Source organism: Pandoraea cepalis (genome assembly GCF_902459625.1).
GTDB classification, from domain to species: domain Bacteria; phylum Pseudomonadota; class Gammaproteobacteria; order Burkholderiales; family Burkholderiaceae; genus Pandoraea; species Pandoraea cepalis.
Genome location: NZ_CABPRY010000005.1, coordinates 211,495 through 225,411 on the forward strand (window position 1 = coordinate 211,495; position 13,917 = coordinate 225,411).

17 protein-coding genes are annotated in these 13,917 nt (G+C 58.5%); 11 read left to right on the plus strand and 6 right to left on the minus strand.

What is annotated here, in order from left to right; translation table 11 throughout:
- Positions 1–103 precede the first annotated feature (103 nt).
- The gene (locus tag PCE31107_RS13430; protein ID WP_150608991.1) at positions 104–982 is read left to right on the plus strand and encodes an alpha/beta fold hydrolase; all 879 of its coding nucleotides are present in this window, start codon (positions 104–106) and stop codon (positions 980–982) included.
- Between the two features lie 269 nt (positions 983–1,251).
- Here PCE31107_RS13430 and PCE31107_RS13435 read toward each other — a convergent pair whose 3' ends face one another.
- Both PCE31107_RS13435 and PCE31107_RS13440 read right to left on the minus strand, forming a co-directional pair.
- A complete protein-coding gene (locus PCE31107_RS13435) occupies positions 1,252–1,542 on the minus strand; it encodes a YciI family protein (protein ID WP_174966655.1) in 291 nt (96 codons plus the stop codon).
- A 21-nt stretch (positions 1,543–1,563) separates the two neighbouring features.
- Positions 1,564–2,571: a quinone oxidoreductase family protein gene (locus PCE31107_RS13440; RefSeq protein WP_370363615.1), complete on the minus strand. Its 1,008-nt coding sequence runs from the start codon at positions 2,569–2,571 to the stop codon at positions 1,564–1,566.
- Positions 2,572–2,655: 84 nt separating this feature from the next.
- On the opposite strand from PCE31107_RS13440, the gene PCE31107_RS13445 reads away from it, so the two are divergent.
- Positions 2,656–3,570: a LysR family transcriptional regulator gene (locus tag PCE31107_RS13445; RefSeq protein WP_150609127.1), complete on the plus strand. Its 915-nt coding sequence runs from the start codon at positions 2,656–2,658 to the stop codon at positions 3,568–3,570.
- Between the two features lie 754 nt (positions 3,571–4,324).
- On the opposite strand, the gene PCE31107_RS13450 is transcribed toward PCE31107_RS13445, so the two are convergent.
- Positions 4,325–4,696, minus strand: a complete 372-nt coding sequence (locus PCE31107_RS13450; protein WP_150608993.1) for a type II toxin-antitoxin system VapC family toxin — start codon at positions 4,694–4,696, stop codon at positions 4,325–4,327.
- Positions 4,693–4,890, minus strand: coding sequence for a type II toxin-antitoxin system VapB family antitoxin (locus PCE31107_RS13455; RefSeq protein WP_150552341.1), 198 nt, complete (start codon positions 4,888–4,890; stop codon positions 4,693–4,695). Before PCE31107_RS13455 ends, PCE31107_RS13450 begins: the two co-directional genes overlap by 4 nt.
- A 295-nt stretch (positions 4,891–5,185) precedes the next feature.
- Here PCE31107_RS13455 and PCE31107_RS13460 point away from each other — a divergent pair, with 295 nt between their 5' ends.
- The gene (locus tag PCE31107_RS13460) at positions 5,186–5,494 is read left to right on the plus strand and encodes a hypothetical protein (RefSeq protein WP_130025246.1); all 309 of its coding nucleotides are present in this window, start codon (positions 5,186–5,188) and stop codon (positions 5,492–5,494) included.
- Between the two features lie 52 nt (positions 5,495–5,546).
- Here PCE31107_RS13460 and PCE31107_RS13465 read toward each other — a convergent pair whose 3' ends face one another.
- Positions 5,547–5,735: a hypothetical protein gene (locus tag PCE31107_RS13465; protein ID WP_150608995.1), complete on the minus strand. Its 189-nt coding sequence runs from the start codon at positions 5,733–5,735 to the stop codon at positions 5,547–5,549.
- 37 nt (positions 5,736–5,772) lie between these two features.
- On the opposite strand from PCE31107_RS13465, the gene PCE31107_RS23805 reads away from it, so the two are divergent.
- Positions 5,773–6,225 (plus strand): site-specific integrase, encoded by a 453-nt coding sequence (locus tag PCE31107_RS23805; protein ID WP_150608997.1) that lies wholly within the window; start codon positions 5,773–5,775, stop codon positions 6,223–6,225.
- Positions 6,226–6,445: 220 nt separating this feature from the next.
- Positions 6,446–6,799, plus strand: a complete 354-nt coding sequence (locus PCE31107_RS13475) for a hypothetical protein (protein WP_150608999.1) — start codon at positions 6,446–6,448, stop codon at positions 6,797–6,799.
- Between the two features lie 175 nt (positions 6,800–6,974).
- Here PCE31107_RS13475 and PCE31107_RS13480 read toward each other — a convergent pair whose 3' ends face one another.
- Positions 6,975–7,493, minus strand: coding sequence for a helix-turn-helix domain-containing protein (locus PCE31107_RS13480; RefSeq protein ID WP_174966656.1), 519 nt, complete (start codon positions 7,491–7,493; stop codon positions 6,975–6,977).
- A gap of 488 nt (positions 7,494–7,981) precedes the next feature.
- Here PCE31107_RS13480 and PCE31107_RS13485 point away from each other — a divergent pair, with 488 nt between their 5' ends.
- The 6 genes from PCE31107_RS13485 to PCE31107_RS13510 all read left to right on the plus strand — a co-directional run bounded on the left by PCE31107_RS13485 (position 7,982) and on the right by PCE31107_RS13510 (position 13,827).
- Positions 7,982–8,869, plus strand: a complete 888-nt coding sequence (locus PCE31107_RS13485; protein ID WP_150609129.1) for a transketolase — start codon at positions 7,982–7,984, stop codon at positions 8,867–8,869.
- The gene (locus PCE31107_RS13490) at positions 8,866–9,897 is read left to right on the plus strand and encodes a transketolase family protein (protein ID WP_150609003.1); all 1,032 of its coding nucleotides are present in this window, start codon (positions 8,866–8,868) and stop codon (positions 9,895–9,897) included. The genes PCE31107_RS13485 and PCE31107_RS13490 overlap by 4 nt, the downstream gene beginning before the upstream one ends.
- A 13-nt stretch (positions 9,898–9,910) precedes the next feature.
- Positions 9,911–10,759, plus strand: coding sequence for an NAD(P)-dependent oxidoreductase (locus PCE31107_RS13495; protein ID WP_150609005.1), 849 nt, complete (start codon positions 9,911–9,913; stop codon positions 10,757–10,759).
- 115 nt (positions 10,760–10,874) lie between these two features.
- A complete protein-coding gene (locus tag PCE31107_RS13500) occupies positions 10,875–12,197 on the plus strand; it encodes an MFS transporter (RefSeq protein WP_150609007.1) in 1,323 nt (440 codons plus the stop codon).
- A gap of 297 nt (positions 12,198–12,494) precedes the next feature.
- Complete coding sequence (locus PCE31107_RS13505; protein WP_150609009.1) at positions 12,495–13,493, plus strand: aldo/keto reductase; 999 nt, start codon at positions 12,495–12,497, stop codon at positions 13,491–13,493.
- Positions 13,494–13,584: 91 nt separating this feature from the next.
- Positions 13,585–13,827, plus strand: coding sequence for an RraA family protein (locus PCE31107_RS13510; protein ID WP_150609011.1), 243 nt, complete (start codon positions 13,585–13,587; stop codon positions 13,825–13,827).
- Positions 13,828–13,917: the final 90 nt, after the last annotated feature.

A 13,917-nucleotide genomic window follows, 5' to 3' on the forward strand; every position in this document is an offset into this window, starting at 1 on the left:
TGCCGAGCATCTCCGAGCGCTTGAGAAAGTCTTTGGGAGGGGGGCGCGCTTCATCGCGAAGCGCGCCATCCTCAACGATTCAATATTGGTAGAGGGAGTCATCATGACGACAACGCAATCGGCCGGCATAGCGCTCACGGAGGCGTCCACGAGTCGTTTCGTGACGATCCGCGACGCGGACGCGGAATTTCGCATTCACTACAACGATGCCGGCAGTGGCGCCGAAACGGTCGTGATGCTGCATGGTTCTGGGCCCGGTGCGACCGGCTGGGCCAATTTCAACCGCAACGTCGAGCCGATGGTCGACGCCGGCTACCGCGTGCTGCTGGTCGATTGCCCTGGCTGGGGAAAAAGCGATCCGGTCGTCAACACCGGGTCGCGCTCCGAACTGAACGCACGCGTGCTCAAGGCTGTGCTCGATGCGCTCGACATCGAGCGCGTGCACATTATCGGCAACTCGATGGGGGGACACAGTACCGTGGCGTTCGCCCTGTCGAATCCCGCGCGTGTCGGCAAGCTGATCCTGATGGGCGGCGGCACCGGCGGGCCGAGCCAATTCGTGGCCATGCCGACGGAAGGCATCAAACTGCTCAATGGTCTGTACAAGGCGCCGACCATCGAGAACCTGACGCGCATGATGAACGTGTTCGTCTTCGACGCGAGTTCGATCACCGAGGATCTGATGCAGGCCCGGCTCGACAACATGCTCGCGAATCGCGACCACCTCGACAATTTCGTGAAGAGCCTTGCCGCGAATCCGAAACAGTTCACGGACTATGGCGCACGATTGGGCGAGGTCGCGGCGCCGACACTGATCGTTTGGGGGCGTGACGACCGGTTCGTGCCGATGGATGTCGGCCTGCGACTGCTGGCCGGCTTGCCGAATGCGCAATTGCATGTGTTCAACCGTTGTGGACACTGGGTGCAGTGGGAGCACGCGGACGCGTTCAATCGCATGGTCATCGACTTTCTGGCGCACTAGAAGCAAAGCCCGCGTCGGCTTCCCTGTCATAGGGTCGTCGCATGACAGGGAGGCTTCGCGGATCGGTAAAGCGCTTTTTTCCGCGACGTGCTTGGCGGGAATGCAGAGGTCAGCGCATTCGAGCATCGGCAAATCAGTCGCCGACTTCAAGACAGGACACCGTATCGTCTGCACGGCACTTTCTCACGGCTAAACATCTGCTTGGCGAACTCGCCGGATGATTTGATGGCACTGTTCGCGGTGCTGCCGTTTAGGCATGGCGTGCGACACTACACTCGGAAGTCGGGCATGCCCTGAGCGGCCATCGTCGGTTCCCAGGCAATGATTTGGTAGCTGGCGACCCCGGCCTGATGAAAGGGGTCTTCGGCAATCCATTGCGAGACTTCGTCAAGCGCGTTGGCTCTGGCGAGAATTACGCCACCGGTTCGCGGCGCCTTCCGGCCCGAGAGCAGGAAGTGCCCCGCCGCGTAATGGCGATTCAGAAAGGCGCGATGGTCGTCCATGTGGACGTCCACTTCGGACAGCGGGCGCAGATAGTCGAGAAGGATGAGAAACAGCATGATGATCCTCGTTTCTTTTGCTTAGGGACGCAGGAGAATGGCACCGACGGTTTGCCCGGCTTCCAGCCGGCGATGTGCCTCCGCCGCTTCGCTCAATGGAAGGATATCGCCGACCGTCGGCCGCAGCCCGGCCTGCAGTTGCCGGATCGTGGCCAGTGCACCTTCGCGGTAACGTTCCAGATCCGTCATGAAACGGAAGACACCGGGCCGGGAGAGCGCCACCGAGCGCGCCGGACCGAGCAGCGACAGATCGAGCAGTCCGGGGTCACCCGCCACTTGGCCGACATTAGCGACCATACCGTAGGGACGTACGCAGCCGAGAGTATCGAGCAGGGTCTTTCCACCGATGCCGTCGATAGCGTAATCGACGCCCTGCCCATCCGTCAGCCGCAGGACCTCTGCCACGAAGTCCTGATCGCGGTAATTGATGGCGTGGTCCAATCCGTGTGCGATGGCCAGTTCCGCCTTGGCCGATGAACTAACGGTGCCGATGACGCGAGCGCCCATGGCCTTCGCCCACTGCACAAGCACTAGCCCGAGACCTCCGGCCGCGGCGTGCACGAGCACCGTTTCGCCGGCCTTCAGCGAATAGACGTAAGTCAGCAGCATGTGAGTGGTGATGCCGCGCAACAGCAGACTGGCCACCGCATCGTCGGGTACGTCGTCGGGCAATGCGATGGCCCGGTCGGCCGGCAGGTTGCGGGCGCTGGCATAGCCGCCGGTGGGTAAGCCGGCGTAGGCAATGCGTTGGCCCAGGCGCACCGTGTGGACGTCTGGCCCGAGTGCCTCGACGATGCCAGCGGCCTCGACACCGAGCACTGCGGGAAGGGAGGGCAGCCGGTAAAGGCCGATGCGGTGATAGATGTCGACATAGTTGACACCGATCGCCGTGTGCCGGACGCGGATCTCGCCGGCCGCCGGCGGAGGCAACGGTTCGTCTACGGTGGTCATTGCCGACGCGTCGCCATATTGACCGATAACGATCCGGGACGCTGCTGATGAAGCGTGAAATGATTCGCGCGGTGTCATGGTGTTCTCCTGATGGATGAGCTTGCAAGCGCAGCTTACGTCCAGCAAAATTACCCATCAATTCTCAAAAACTTGACATCGACTGTGCAAAAAAACACAGACATTGCTGGCGTTGACAAGCGTGGCCTCCAATGGGATGACGTCCGTTATTTTCTGGAACTGGCGCGCACGGGCAGCCTGTCGGGCGCGGCTCGTCGGCTCGGCGTCGAGCACTCGACCGTGGCAAGGCGCGTCGAGGCACTGGAACAGTCGCTGGGGATCAGGCTCTTCGACCGCTTGCCCAAAGCCTGGTCATTGACGGCGGAAGGAGAGACGCTGATCGCCCAGGCCGGCCGACTTGACGATGAAGCCCAGGCATTTTCGCGAGTAGCACTCGGCGTTTCATCCTTGCAGGGAACGGTCCGACTTTCGGCCCCGCCTGCCTTGGCTGGCCATTTCCTGGTGCCTCGCCTGGCCGCCATGCGCTCCAGGTGGCGGAACATCGAGCTTGAGGTTATTGGTGAAGCGCGGGATGCCAATCTGGCGCGGGGCGAGGCCGATCTGGCGATCAGAATGTCGCGGCCGACTGCTGCGGGACTGGCTGCGCGTGGCATTGGGGACATGGGTTATGGACTTTACGCAGCCCATGGTTATATTCGCCGGCCGGCGGATGCCTGGGAGTTTCTGGGTTACGACGATAGTCTTGACCAAGTACCGCAGCAGCGCTGGCTGACCCAGGTTGCCGGCAATCGGCGTTTTGTCTTCAAGAGCAACGATCTCACTGCATTGCTCAACGCCGCCCGTGTGGGTCTTGGAATCGCGGTACTCCCTCATTTCCTGGCAGCCAACGACGATGCATTGTCGTTGGTCCCAGACCCCGTCTGCACCACGGTAAGAAAGCTATGGCTGGTGATGCATCCCGATGTCAAACGCTCACCACGTGTGCGGTTGCTTGCCGATCTACTGGTGGAGGTGGTCGTCGAGGCGCAAGCGCTGCTGTTGGGAAATGCCCCCGAGTGATCTACCAAGGGTTTTTCCATCTTGCTGTCGCTGCAAAAGATTAATTCTCCAAAAAGCTCGCATCGCGGCTGGTCCGGATTTAGCCGAGCAAATCACACCCAGTCAAAGACGGGAGCCGAGTTGAAAATATTGATCTCGCCCGAGATTGATGAGTGCTTGGCTCTCGCTCGAAGCTCCGGCAAGAAAATCGCAGGCATAACCCTCCTCCACCGTAGCAATGGCAAACCCTATGCCGAGAAGCGCCTGAGCGCGACGTTCAGAGTGGCTCGTACGAAAGCAGGTATTGCGGACTTCGCGCTATAGGATCTGAAGGGCAAAGGGGCAACCGATATGTGGCTTGCAGGCGTACCATGCGAGCGTATCCAAGTGCTATGCGGACACGATGGCGTGACGACAACGGAGATCTACGTGAAGTCGCATTGGCGCGGCGTAGTAGAACCCAATCGCGTGACGCAGCAGGCGTCGTAAGTCCGGAAATATTAGACAAATGTCTAATATTCGAAGCGTACAGACGAAAAAAATGCCAGCTAGGTTAGCGGGCGCTTTTTTGCAAAGCAAGATGCTTGGCGGAGAGGGTGGGATTCGAACCCACCCGGATTGCGAGGGGTGTGAAATGCTGGGGAGGGCGGTGGAATGGACCACTCGCCAGAGCCAAAACGATCATAAAGGGATGCTGTGGTCAAAAAATCCCCCACCAAGTTCGCCATCGGCACCGGGCTTTCTGGAACGGAATTCCGACGACCGCTGATTTCTCTTAGTGAAGAATCTTTGCAGCGAGAGATAGTCGCTCGGCCGTTGCGGCTAGACGCTTATCTCGTGTCCAAATGGTGGCACCGGGCGTGAGGCGTGTTGCCGCAAGCAGATGGGCATCGACATAGCCGATGCCCAAACCGAAAAGCGTTTGCTCCCCGATGAAACGCAAGACCTCTTCATCCGTTGCCACCGTAACGCGCGGAAGATCGCCCAGCGTCGAAACGACTACATCGCGATTCTTGAGGCTGCCAAGCGCAAGTTCGCCAATCACGTAGGGATGAGCCAACACTCGTCCAGTCTCTAGCAACCGGACGAGTGTGGCGTCACCGGCCCTCAGATGGTCGATCCAAACCGATGTGTCGACCAGAATCATGCGGGCTCCGTTTGGCGGCGGGGGATATCGGTGAGGTCTGCCTCTGTTCCCCCCAGACGAGCCAAACGACGGGCGCTTTCGCGCTCGATCAAAGCCTTGAGCGCTTCACGGATCAATGCTGACTTCTCCTGCAAGCCCGTGAATGCCTGCGCTTTCGCGAGAAGTTCGTCGTCCAACGCCAAAGTAGTGCGCATATGTCACCTCCATCGATGTGAGTGGCATAATTATAGCATCAAATGATGTCATAAATCGTGCCATCAGTTGGCTGGGCACCGTGCATGTCGTCAAGCTGTCGTCTACAGACGTTTGGCCCACATTCATTTCGCCTGTCATACGACACAAACGTTTTCGCGGTGCGTCGAAACGTTTTGAGTGTCGACGCATAGGCCGGGATATTCGGAAGTTGCTGAAACGCAAGGCTCGGCACTCCTGCGATGATGAATTCAGTCGTTAGCGCGGCTAAATTCATCGACATCTCAGGAGACTTTGATGAGTGATTCAAACAGAACCAGCGGGAAGGACGAAGGAAGCGGAGGTCAGGGGGATGACCGGCTCGACCTTCCCAAGTCGTTGACGCGTGAAGGGCATGTTGTCTGGTTCCACGAATACAAGAAGTACCTCGGTTACGCTTGGGACGAGTCAGCGGGAGAAATCAGGCGAGCGCATGTGTCCGACCCCGAGCACGCAATTTACTTTGAGACGTTCGCGGAAGCGATGGTGGCAACGGATAGGTTGATGGGGCCTCACGTCATTATTCGTGCGGCGAAGCGTGGCGACAAACCGAGGTTACTTCGGTAACTTCGGTAGTCGCGGGGATGGCTCATCAAATGATGGGCCGTTCTAGAGCGGATCAGATTTTCAATACGGCACGGAACGTTGCTCGATGTCGTTGAATACGCTGCGCGTCACTTTCCGGCGCATCGTCGGATGTCCAGAAAAGATCATCCTCAAGCTGCAATTCAAGATCGTCTTCTCGCTGCTTGATTACTCGTTCCTGCGCATCAATTCTTTCCCGGTACCGTTCGAAATATCTCTTCATCGCTGACTCGTGGCCCGCGAGAATCGGGAAAGGAAGCATGCACGTAGCGCAAAATCCGAAGTGGGCTGCGGACACAAAGAACGGGTTACCCCGTCTTGTGCCGATACACCCGCGTATTGCGGCTTGTGCACGGAGCCTGAAGCAAGCCACGCCAAAGATCACGATTCAACGGGCGTTCGAGCGAGCACGACGAGATGTGGAAATGTCGCATTTGCACTTCCATGACCTGCGGCACAGTGCGGCCAGTGCGTTGGTCAATGCGGGAGTCGATCTATTCACGGTGGGACGTATCCTCGGGCATCGGGATACGCGTAGCACGCAACGGTATGCCCACCTAGCCGTCGCCTCGCTGGCAAGCGCGGTGAAAAAGACAGAACAAAAAATCCCCACCGCAAAAACAAAAATGCCCGCTTGGTTAGCGGGCACTTCTTTGCAAAGCAAGATGCTTGGCGGAGGGTGTCATTCCCATCAACAACGCAACCCATTGTAAATAATGGAGTTTGTTGACAACAAAGAATCCAGATACCCCCTAAACTACCCCCAAAGGTACCGGCTTCAGCCGGAGCACTTCGGACAAAGTCTACGTGCACGCTCTCGGAGTTGAAGTATTGGGACACACTCCACACGACTGGCCGCCTCGTTGTTCAGGTGCAACTTATGGATTGGCGAGACCGATTCTTCGTGCCGACCTTGACCAAGCCGGAGAACTCTTGGATAAACGTATCACGTGCCCTGATACCCTCTGTAACATGCTCAACCAAGCGCTGAGCGCCAGAGCCATCCGTTGGATTTCCGACCGAGATGCGCTTTTTGAGCGCCATGATGCCGTGGTGTCTGACCTAACGTACGTGTACTACCTGATCCAGGCAATCGAGTTCGCCACGTTTGAGCAGCGAGAGGCTCAGAATCTCGGCGCATCCCTGGCCACCCTTGGCTTTGAAATTCCTGAGGAAATTGGCAAGCATCGCTTCGACGAACTGATTAGGCTCCCGGACTATCTCGCTGGCACGCTGGCCGACGTGGACAGCGAGGCCATGGCTGTATCCAAGGAGATGCGACGATAGCCATACAAGCCGCGATGTGCAGCATAGACAGCCTGAATCTTCGCCTTGAGCCCACCATGCCGGTCTGGGGTGGCCAACGTTTTGACCCGATAGTAGTACGTACTGCGTGGCAACCTCGCCGCCTGGAGAAGATCGGTCAAGGGGAATTCCTGCCTCAGTTAAAGCACTATTTTGGCTATTTCTGCCGCGCCAACTTCTTTGCTAGAACCAAGGCATTGAATTTTTTTAGGTACGCGACCTCCGCGCGTAGCTGCTGATTCTCACGAAGCAGTTGGTCCGACTCATCAGATCGCGGAGCTTCCAACGACTGGTTCGAGGTCTTTTTCTTTGCTGGCACCGAAACATCCCGTCCCGACGGGCGCATGCTCTTTAGCGAACGGAGCTCTCCCCGTGCTTTCTGTTGTTGCCACATCGTGATGCTGTGCGAATTGCCGATATTGTAAATGGTAGCCAGCTCCCGCCAGGAAAGGTTCTCAGCCACGCCCCGGTGCACCACTTCAAGCTTGAACTCAATGGTGTAAGCACCACGCTGCCGGATGAGCCCAGCGTTACCATGGTGACGATATGCCGCGCCCCATCGCCTCACCATGCTTTCTGCAATACCGAATTTCGCCGCAAGGACCTTATAGCCCCCTTTGCCAGCAAGGTACTCGCGAACCACCTTCTGCTTAAGCTTTACATCGAATTTCCTCACGGAACCTCCAAGGTCGTGTCCAACTCTCGGGGGTCCGTTCAAATCCGGTGCGGCTCACTACGGCAGGACAGGCGTGAGCACTTTGCGCGCAATGCGTGGCAATCTCGCGCGCCCCTTACCTTGGAAGCGGCCCCTCGGGTCTCTCAAAGCACAAGCCCGCCAAGTGCGCAAGGTGCCGCGCCGCAGACCATCGCTGAGAATTGGCTCGCTCACGTAGGGCCAACAACCGTGATTCTCGTTTCCTCACTCGCCGCTGAGTTGGCTCGTTATGCCACCCCATAACAAGCGCCAAATGAAGAAAAAGCCTACCCACGGCGAATAGGTGAAATCAAATCACCTATAACGTCAAATGTTTCTTTTGTGGTCTCGAAAACGAGGTGATAGCCTTTATCAATCCCCGCTGTATCGAGCCATACGTGAGAGATTTTTCACGTCGCGCCTTCGGCGAAAGGGCAACAAACATGTTCTGCGAGATAGGAATGGAGACGATGACTGCAAATCCGGCACAAGAGGCGAGCAAGATTTCGCCGCAAGCCGCTGTAGCCCACCATGCGTGGCGCATCCGGCGGTTCGCACTTCGCATGGGCGAAGTGCAGGGACAAGGCTATATCGGCCAGGCGCTCGGCTATGCCGATGTGTTGGCTACGGCATACTGCCATGCCATGAAGGTCCGCCCGGGCGAACCCGGGTGGGAAGGCCGCGACCGCTTCTTGCTGTCGCATGGTCATTACGCCATAGCGCTCTACGCCGCTCTGATTGAAGCCGGCATCATCGATGAGGCGGAACTGGAGACCTACGGCTCCGATGATAGCCGCCTGCCAATGTCGGGTATGGCTACTTACACCCCGGGCATGGAAATCTCGGGCGGCTCGCTGGGCCAAGGTCTCCCCATTGGTGTGGGCATGGCGCTGGGTCTCAAGATGAAGGGCAGCTCGGCCTTCGTCTACAACTCGATGTCCGACGGCGAACTGGATGAAGGCTCAACTTGGGAAGCTGCCCTGTCGGCCTCGCACCACAAGCTCAGCAATCTGATTTGCTTGGTCGACGTCAACCGCCAGCAGGCTGACGGCGTGTCGCACGAAGTGCTTGGCTTTGAGCCGCTGCCGGACAAGTGGCAGAGCTTCGGCTGGTACACGCAGCGCGTGAATGGCAACGACCTACCTGCCGTGATTGAGGCGTTCGACCGTGCCCGTAATTTGAAGGAGCCGGTGCCTCGCGTGATTCTGTTCGACACGCTGATGGGCAAGGGTGTCCCCTTCCTCGAAACCCGCGAGAAGAACCACTTCATCCGCGTTGAAGCGGATGAATGGCAGCACGCCATTTCGGTTCTGGACGCCAACTACGCCGCCACCCAATCCAACGGAGCCGAGCAATGAGCACCGCTGCCGCGAACACAACTCCGACCCAGTCCCAAGCGCCCGCCAAGCCTCGCCTGACCACCTCGGCGATGATTGCCTCCATCGCTGCAGAGGGCCAGCGCACCACCGCGGCGCCGTTTGGCCATGCGCTGGTCGCCGAGGCCGAGAAGCGTCCGGAAATCGTCGGCATGACCGCCGATCTCTCGAAGTACACCGACCTGCACATCTTCGGTCAAGCGTTCCCCGAGCGCTTCCTCCAGATGGGCATGGCCGAGCAGTTGCTGATGGCTGCCGCCGGTGGCATGGCGAAGGAAGGCTTCACTCCGTTCGCGACCACCTATGCGGTGTTCGCCACCCGCCGCGCGTATGACTTCATCCACCAAGTCATCGCCGAGGAAAACCTCAACGTCAAGATTTGCGCGGCTCTGCCCGGCCTGACCACCGGATACGGCCCGAGCCATCAGGCGTCCGAGGACCTTGCGCTGATGCGCGCCATCCCGGGTATGACTGTCGTCGACCCCTGCGACGCCCTCGATACCGAGCAAGCCGTCGCCGCGATCGCCGAGTACAAGGGCCCGGTCTACATGCGTCTGCTGCGCGGCAAGGTGCCTCTGGTGCTGGACGAGTACAACTACAAGTTCGAGCTGGGCAAGGCCAAGCTGCTGCGCGACGGCCGTGACGTGCTGATTATCTCGTCGGGTCTCATGACGATGCGCGCGCTGGAAGTGGCTCAGGCCATGGCCGGCGGCACCGCCGACGTGGGCGTGCTGCACGTGCCGACCATCAAGCCGCTGGACGTGGTCACCATTGTTGAGCAGTGCCGCCGCAGCGGTCGGCTGGTCGTGGTAGCCGAGAACCACAGCACTGTGGGGGGGCTCAGCGAAGCTGTCGCAATGACGCTGATGCAGGCACGCGTCTACCCCGCCCTCGAAGTGGTGGCCCTGCCTGACCAGTTCCTTGACGCCGGCGCGCTGCCGACGCTACATGACAGGTACGGCATCTCGACGGAAGTCATCGTCGAGCGCATCAAAGCATGGTTGAAGTGAGGGAAAGATCGAAATGAACGTCAATTTCATCGGCTTGGGCGCCATCGGACTGCCTATGGCTATCCAGATTCGCAATGCGGGTCACGCCGTCGGCGGCTTCGACGTAGTATCCGCTGCTTGTGGCAACGCACAAGCTCAGGGCATTGCTGCCGTCAACCGGGTTTCGGACCTACCGACGGCGGACGTCGCCGTCGTGATGGTCGCTACGCCGGACCAGCTAGCAAAGCTGGTTGATGACGCTATTGGTAAGCCCATCGCCCATACGTGGGTCATCATGTCCACGGTCGGCCCTGCCAGCGTGCGCGAACAAGGCGAGCGACTGCGGCAAGCAGGCGTGCGCGTGGTGGATGCCCCGGTCACAGGTGGCGTCTCTCGTGCCCGGACCGGTCAACTCGTCATCTTTGCTGCCGGCGACGCCGCCGACATCGAGGCTGTACGGTCGGTACTCCAAGCCATGGGCGAAGTCCGCATCACGGGTGAAAAGCTTGGCGATGGGCAGGCAATCAAGGTCGTCAACCAGCACCTCTGCTCGGTCCATATCGTGGCTGCCGCTGAGGCACTGAACTTGGCCCGCTCGCTCGGTCTGGACCCGGCACAGGTCCTGGGCCTGATTGAAAAAGGCGCGGCCGGATCCTGGATGCTGTCGGACCGTGGTCCCCGCATGCTCAAGGGCACGGACGTCGAGGTGACGAGTTCCATCAACATCTTCGTGAAGGACAGCGGTTTGGTGGTTGACGCCGCTCAAGGCTGCGGCGCTCAAGTGCCACTGCTCGACATCTCCCATACACGGTACTGCCAGGCTGCCGAGGCCGGCCTAGGTCAGCGCGATGATAGCCGAGTCATCGAGACCTTTCAGCAGTAAGTAGTCAACTAGCAGGTACGGGCGGCCGTAATCTGGCCTCCCCAAGCTGGACGTGGCGCCACAAGCGCCCGTCCAGCAAATGACAAAACTATAAGCGTTTGGAGACAAAGACAATATGACATCTGCCACGACTAACGCGACGAAGAAGGATGGCGCGGTCAAGGTATCCATCGCATCCATGATTGGCTCGGCGGTTGAGAGCTACGACTTCTTCATCTACGGTACGGCTGCAGCTGGATGGTTCGGGAAAATCTTTTTCCACACAACCGAACCTCTCGTTGGCATTCTTGCGTCATTCGCGACCCTAGCCGTCGGCTTCCTGATGCGCCCACTGGGAGGTTATCTCGCCGGACACTACGGCGACCGACTTGGCCGCAAGGCAGTGTTGTTCTGGTCGCTGCTAGCCATGGGTGGCGCCACCGTATTAATTGGCGCTCTACCGACCTATGAACAGTCCGGCGTGGTCGCCCCCATTCTCCTGATTCTGCTTCGTATGATTCAGGGCGTGGGTTTCGGCGCGGAATGGGGCGGCGCTGTACTGATGGCGTGCGAGCACTCGCCACCAAATCGGCGCGGCTTCTTCGGTGCAGTGCCGCAAGTTGGTATCCCACTCGGGTTACTGATGGCGAACGGCGCGTTCCTCATGTCGGCTGTCCTCTTCGAAGGCGACTGGGTCTGGCGTATGCCATTCCTTGTCTCTATCGTCATGGTTGGCATCGGTCTCTTCATCCGTTTGGGCGTCAAAGAATCGCCTGACTTCGAGGCCATGAAGAAGAAGAACACCATCGTCAAGCAGCCCGCCCTGGACGTGCTGCGAAACGACTGGCGCAAGGTGTTGCGTATCATCGGCCTGCGCTTGGCAGAGACCGGCGGATACTACGTTACAACCAGCTTCATGCTGTCGTATGTAGTACTTACCAATATCACAACCAAGGAAAATGTACTGTGGGGCACCATGATTGGCTCGGCCATCGGCCTTGTCAGCCATCTAATATACGGCGCATGGAGCGACAGGATTGGCCGCCGCCCTGTGTATATGCTCGGTGCCTTATTTACCATCTTGTTCGGCATCCCAATGTTCATGCTCATCAACACAGGTGCCAGCATCATGGTGGTGACTGCCATCTCGTTGTCGCTAATGCTGAGCCACGACCCCATCTTTGCAGTTGAGCCCTCGTGGTTCTCGGAACAGTTTCCAGCCAACGTGCGCTCCTCAGGCATCTCTCTGGGCTACAACGGCGCATCCCTGGTGGCCGGACTAGTTCCCTTCGTCGCGACAGGCCTCTACGGCATGGTGGGCTGGATTGGACCAGCAATTCTGTTCTCGCTGTTGGGGGTTATCTCGACGTTGTGCGCGCTCTCGATGCGCGAAACCGCACCCGCTGTGGTAGGCATGGAATCAGCCTCCCAAAATACACGGCAACCCGTTTTACGCTGAAGTTCAGCTGTAGGCGAAGAAACCCGTCGCGATGGCCCGCGACGGGCATTTTCTTTTCTCGTACCTATGCGCAATGGTTTCATCCGGCTCCGTATGCGCGTTGGCATAGATGAAACTTCGTCTTCTGCACATACAATTCATCGCTTTACGGCGCGGCGCTCCTAAGCCCAATGTGGAGCAGCTCCGGGGATTACAACAGCCGAGAGACTGGCTCATGTTGTGGCTCCATACTCGGTAGGTACCGCCTCGCAGAACTGAGGACCGAATCAGAGGCTCCCTTTAACAAAGAGTTACTACATGGAATACACAAAACTCGGCTCGACCGGCCTGGACATTTCTCGTCTTTGTTTGGGTTGCATGACCTTTGGCGCCCCCGACGCCGGTGCACACCCATGGACGCTCGGCGAAGCGGATTCGCGCCCCATCCTCCGCAGTGCAATTGAGCAGGGAATCAACTTCTTCGACACCGCCAATAGCTACTCTGGGGGCACTTCTGAAGTTATCGTCGGCAAACTGATTCGTGAGTTCACGAGACGAGAGGATGTCGTTCTCGCAACCAAGGTGTACTTCCCGCCCCATGGTTTGTCTCCTTCGGAAGCCAAGCCCAACGACCGTGGCCTGTCGCGGAAAGCGATAATGAGCGCCATTGATGCGAGCCTCTCGAGGTTAGGCACAGACTATGTAGACCTCTACCAAATCCACCGATGGGACTACAAGACCCCCATCACGGAGACGATGGAGGCATTACACGACGTCGTAAAGGCCGGAAAAGCCCGCTACATCGGTGCCTCTTCAATGTTCGCTTGGCAATTCGCTAAGGCACAAGAAGTCGCCGCTCAGCACGGTTGGACAAAGTTCGTCTCAATGCAGAATCACCTCAACCTCCTCTATCGTGAGGAGGAACGAGAAATGATTCCGCTTTGCCTGGACCAAGGTATCGGTCTCATGCCCTGGAGCCCGCTGGCTCGTGGCCGGTTAAGCAGACCTTTTGGAGCTCAGACAGGCCGAATTGAGACGGACGGCGTTGGTACAGCGCTTTACGACAGAACGCAGGCAACTGACGGGAAGATAATTGACGCCGTGGAGCGGGTAGCGCGTGAGCGAGAATTGCCGATGGCTCAGGTCGCGCTGGCTTGGGTATTGACCAAAGCTGGCGTCTCTGCTCCGATCATCGGTGTATCAAAGGTGTCGCAGTTGACCGATGCAGTCAGCGCACTGTCTGTCAAGATTACAGTCGACGAGAGGCATGACCTCGAGGTCGAGTATGTGCCGCATGATGTAGCAGGCCATCAATAACGTCTGACCCAACTGGCCATCCGCACATGGACCGACCAGAGTTTCGTAGGCATCTTCGATGCCATAATTTGTGGCAACCGAGGAGGTCAATATGAGCGGCAAGCGGTACACAGATGAGTTCAAACCGTTTGTAGGCTCGGCGTTGCCTTTGACCGCGGCAGCCCACGAAATTTTTGCGGTACATGCTGCGACCCGGTTTGCTAGTCCCGGCGACGTCATGGCCGTAGCGACAAACAACAACTCAATAGCTGCAGTAGTTGGGGAGCGTACTGTCGAGCTCCTGAAGAGCAAAGGCATCGTCGCCGTAGTCACAGACGGGGTCGTCCGCGATTGAGATGACGTGCGAAATGCCGCGTTTCGCGGTGTACGCCAAGGCGGTCTCCCCTGGCATACCTGGCGAGCGCGGTGGACGTTACATTGGCTT

What these genes read in the sequence shown, in the direction of transcription:
- PCE31107_RS13430 (WP_150608991.1), top strand. Translation starts at nt 104, where the DNA reads ATGACGACAACGCAATCGGCCGGCATAGCGCTCACGGAGGCGTCCACG.
- PCE31107_RS13435 (WP_174966655.1), bottom strand. Translation starts at nt 1,542, where the DNA reads ATGCTGTTTCTCATCCTTCTCGACTATCTGCGCCCGCTGTCCGAAGTG.
- PCE31107_RS13440 (WP_370363615.1), bottom strand. Translation starts at nt 2,571, where the DNA reads ATGACACCGCGCGAATCATTTCACGCTTCATCAGCAGCGTCCCGGATC.
- PCE31107_RS13450 (WP_150608993.1), bottom strand. Translation starts at nt 4,696, where the DNA reads ATGATTCTGGTCGACACATCGGTTTGGATCGACCATCTGAGGGCCGGT.
- PCE31107_RS13455 (WP_150552341.1), bottom strand. Translation starts at nt 4,890, where the DNA reads ATGCGCACTACTTTGGCGTTGGACGACGAACTTCTCGCGAAAGCGCAG.
- PCE31107_RS13460 (WP_130025246.1), top strand. Translation starts at nt 5,186, where the DNA reads ATGAGTGATTCAAACAGAACCAGCGGGAAGGACGAAGGAAGCGGAGGT.
- PCE31107_RS13465 (WP_150608995.1), bottom strand. Translation starts at nt 5,735, where the DNA reads ATGAAGAGATATTTCGAACGGTACCGGGAAAGAATTGATGCGCAGGAA.
- PCE31107_RS23805 (WP_150608997.1), top strand. Translation starts at nt 5,773, where the DNA reads ATGCACGTAGCGCAAAATCCGAAGTGGGCTGCGGACACAAAGAACGGG.
- PCE31107_RS13485 (WP_150609129.1), top strand. Translation starts at nt 7,982, where the DNA reads ATGACTGCAAATCCGGCACAAGAGGCGAGCAAGATTTCGCCGCAAGCC.
- PCE31107_RS13490 (WP_150609003.1), top strand. Translation starts at nt 8,866, where the DNA reads ATGAGCACCGCTGCCGCGAACACAACTCCGACCCAGTCCCAAGCGCCC.
- PCE31107_RS13495 (WP_150609005.1), top strand. Translation starts at nt 9,911, where the DNA reads ATGAACGTCAATTTCATCGGCTTGGGCGCCATCGGACTGCCTATGGCT.
- PCE31107_RS13500 (WP_150609007.1), top strand. Translation starts at nt 10,875, where the DNA reads ATGACATCTGCCACGACTAACGCGACGAAGAAGGATGGCGCGGTCAAG.
- PCE31107_RS13505 (WP_150609009.1), top strand. Translation starts at nt 12,495, where the DNA reads ATGGAATACACAAAACTCGGCTCGACCGGCCTGGACATTTCTCGTCTT.
- PCE31107_RS13510 (WP_150609011.1), top strand. Translation starts at nt 13,585, where the DNA reads ATGAGCGGCAAGCGGTACACAGATGAGTTCAAACCGTTTGTAGGCTCG.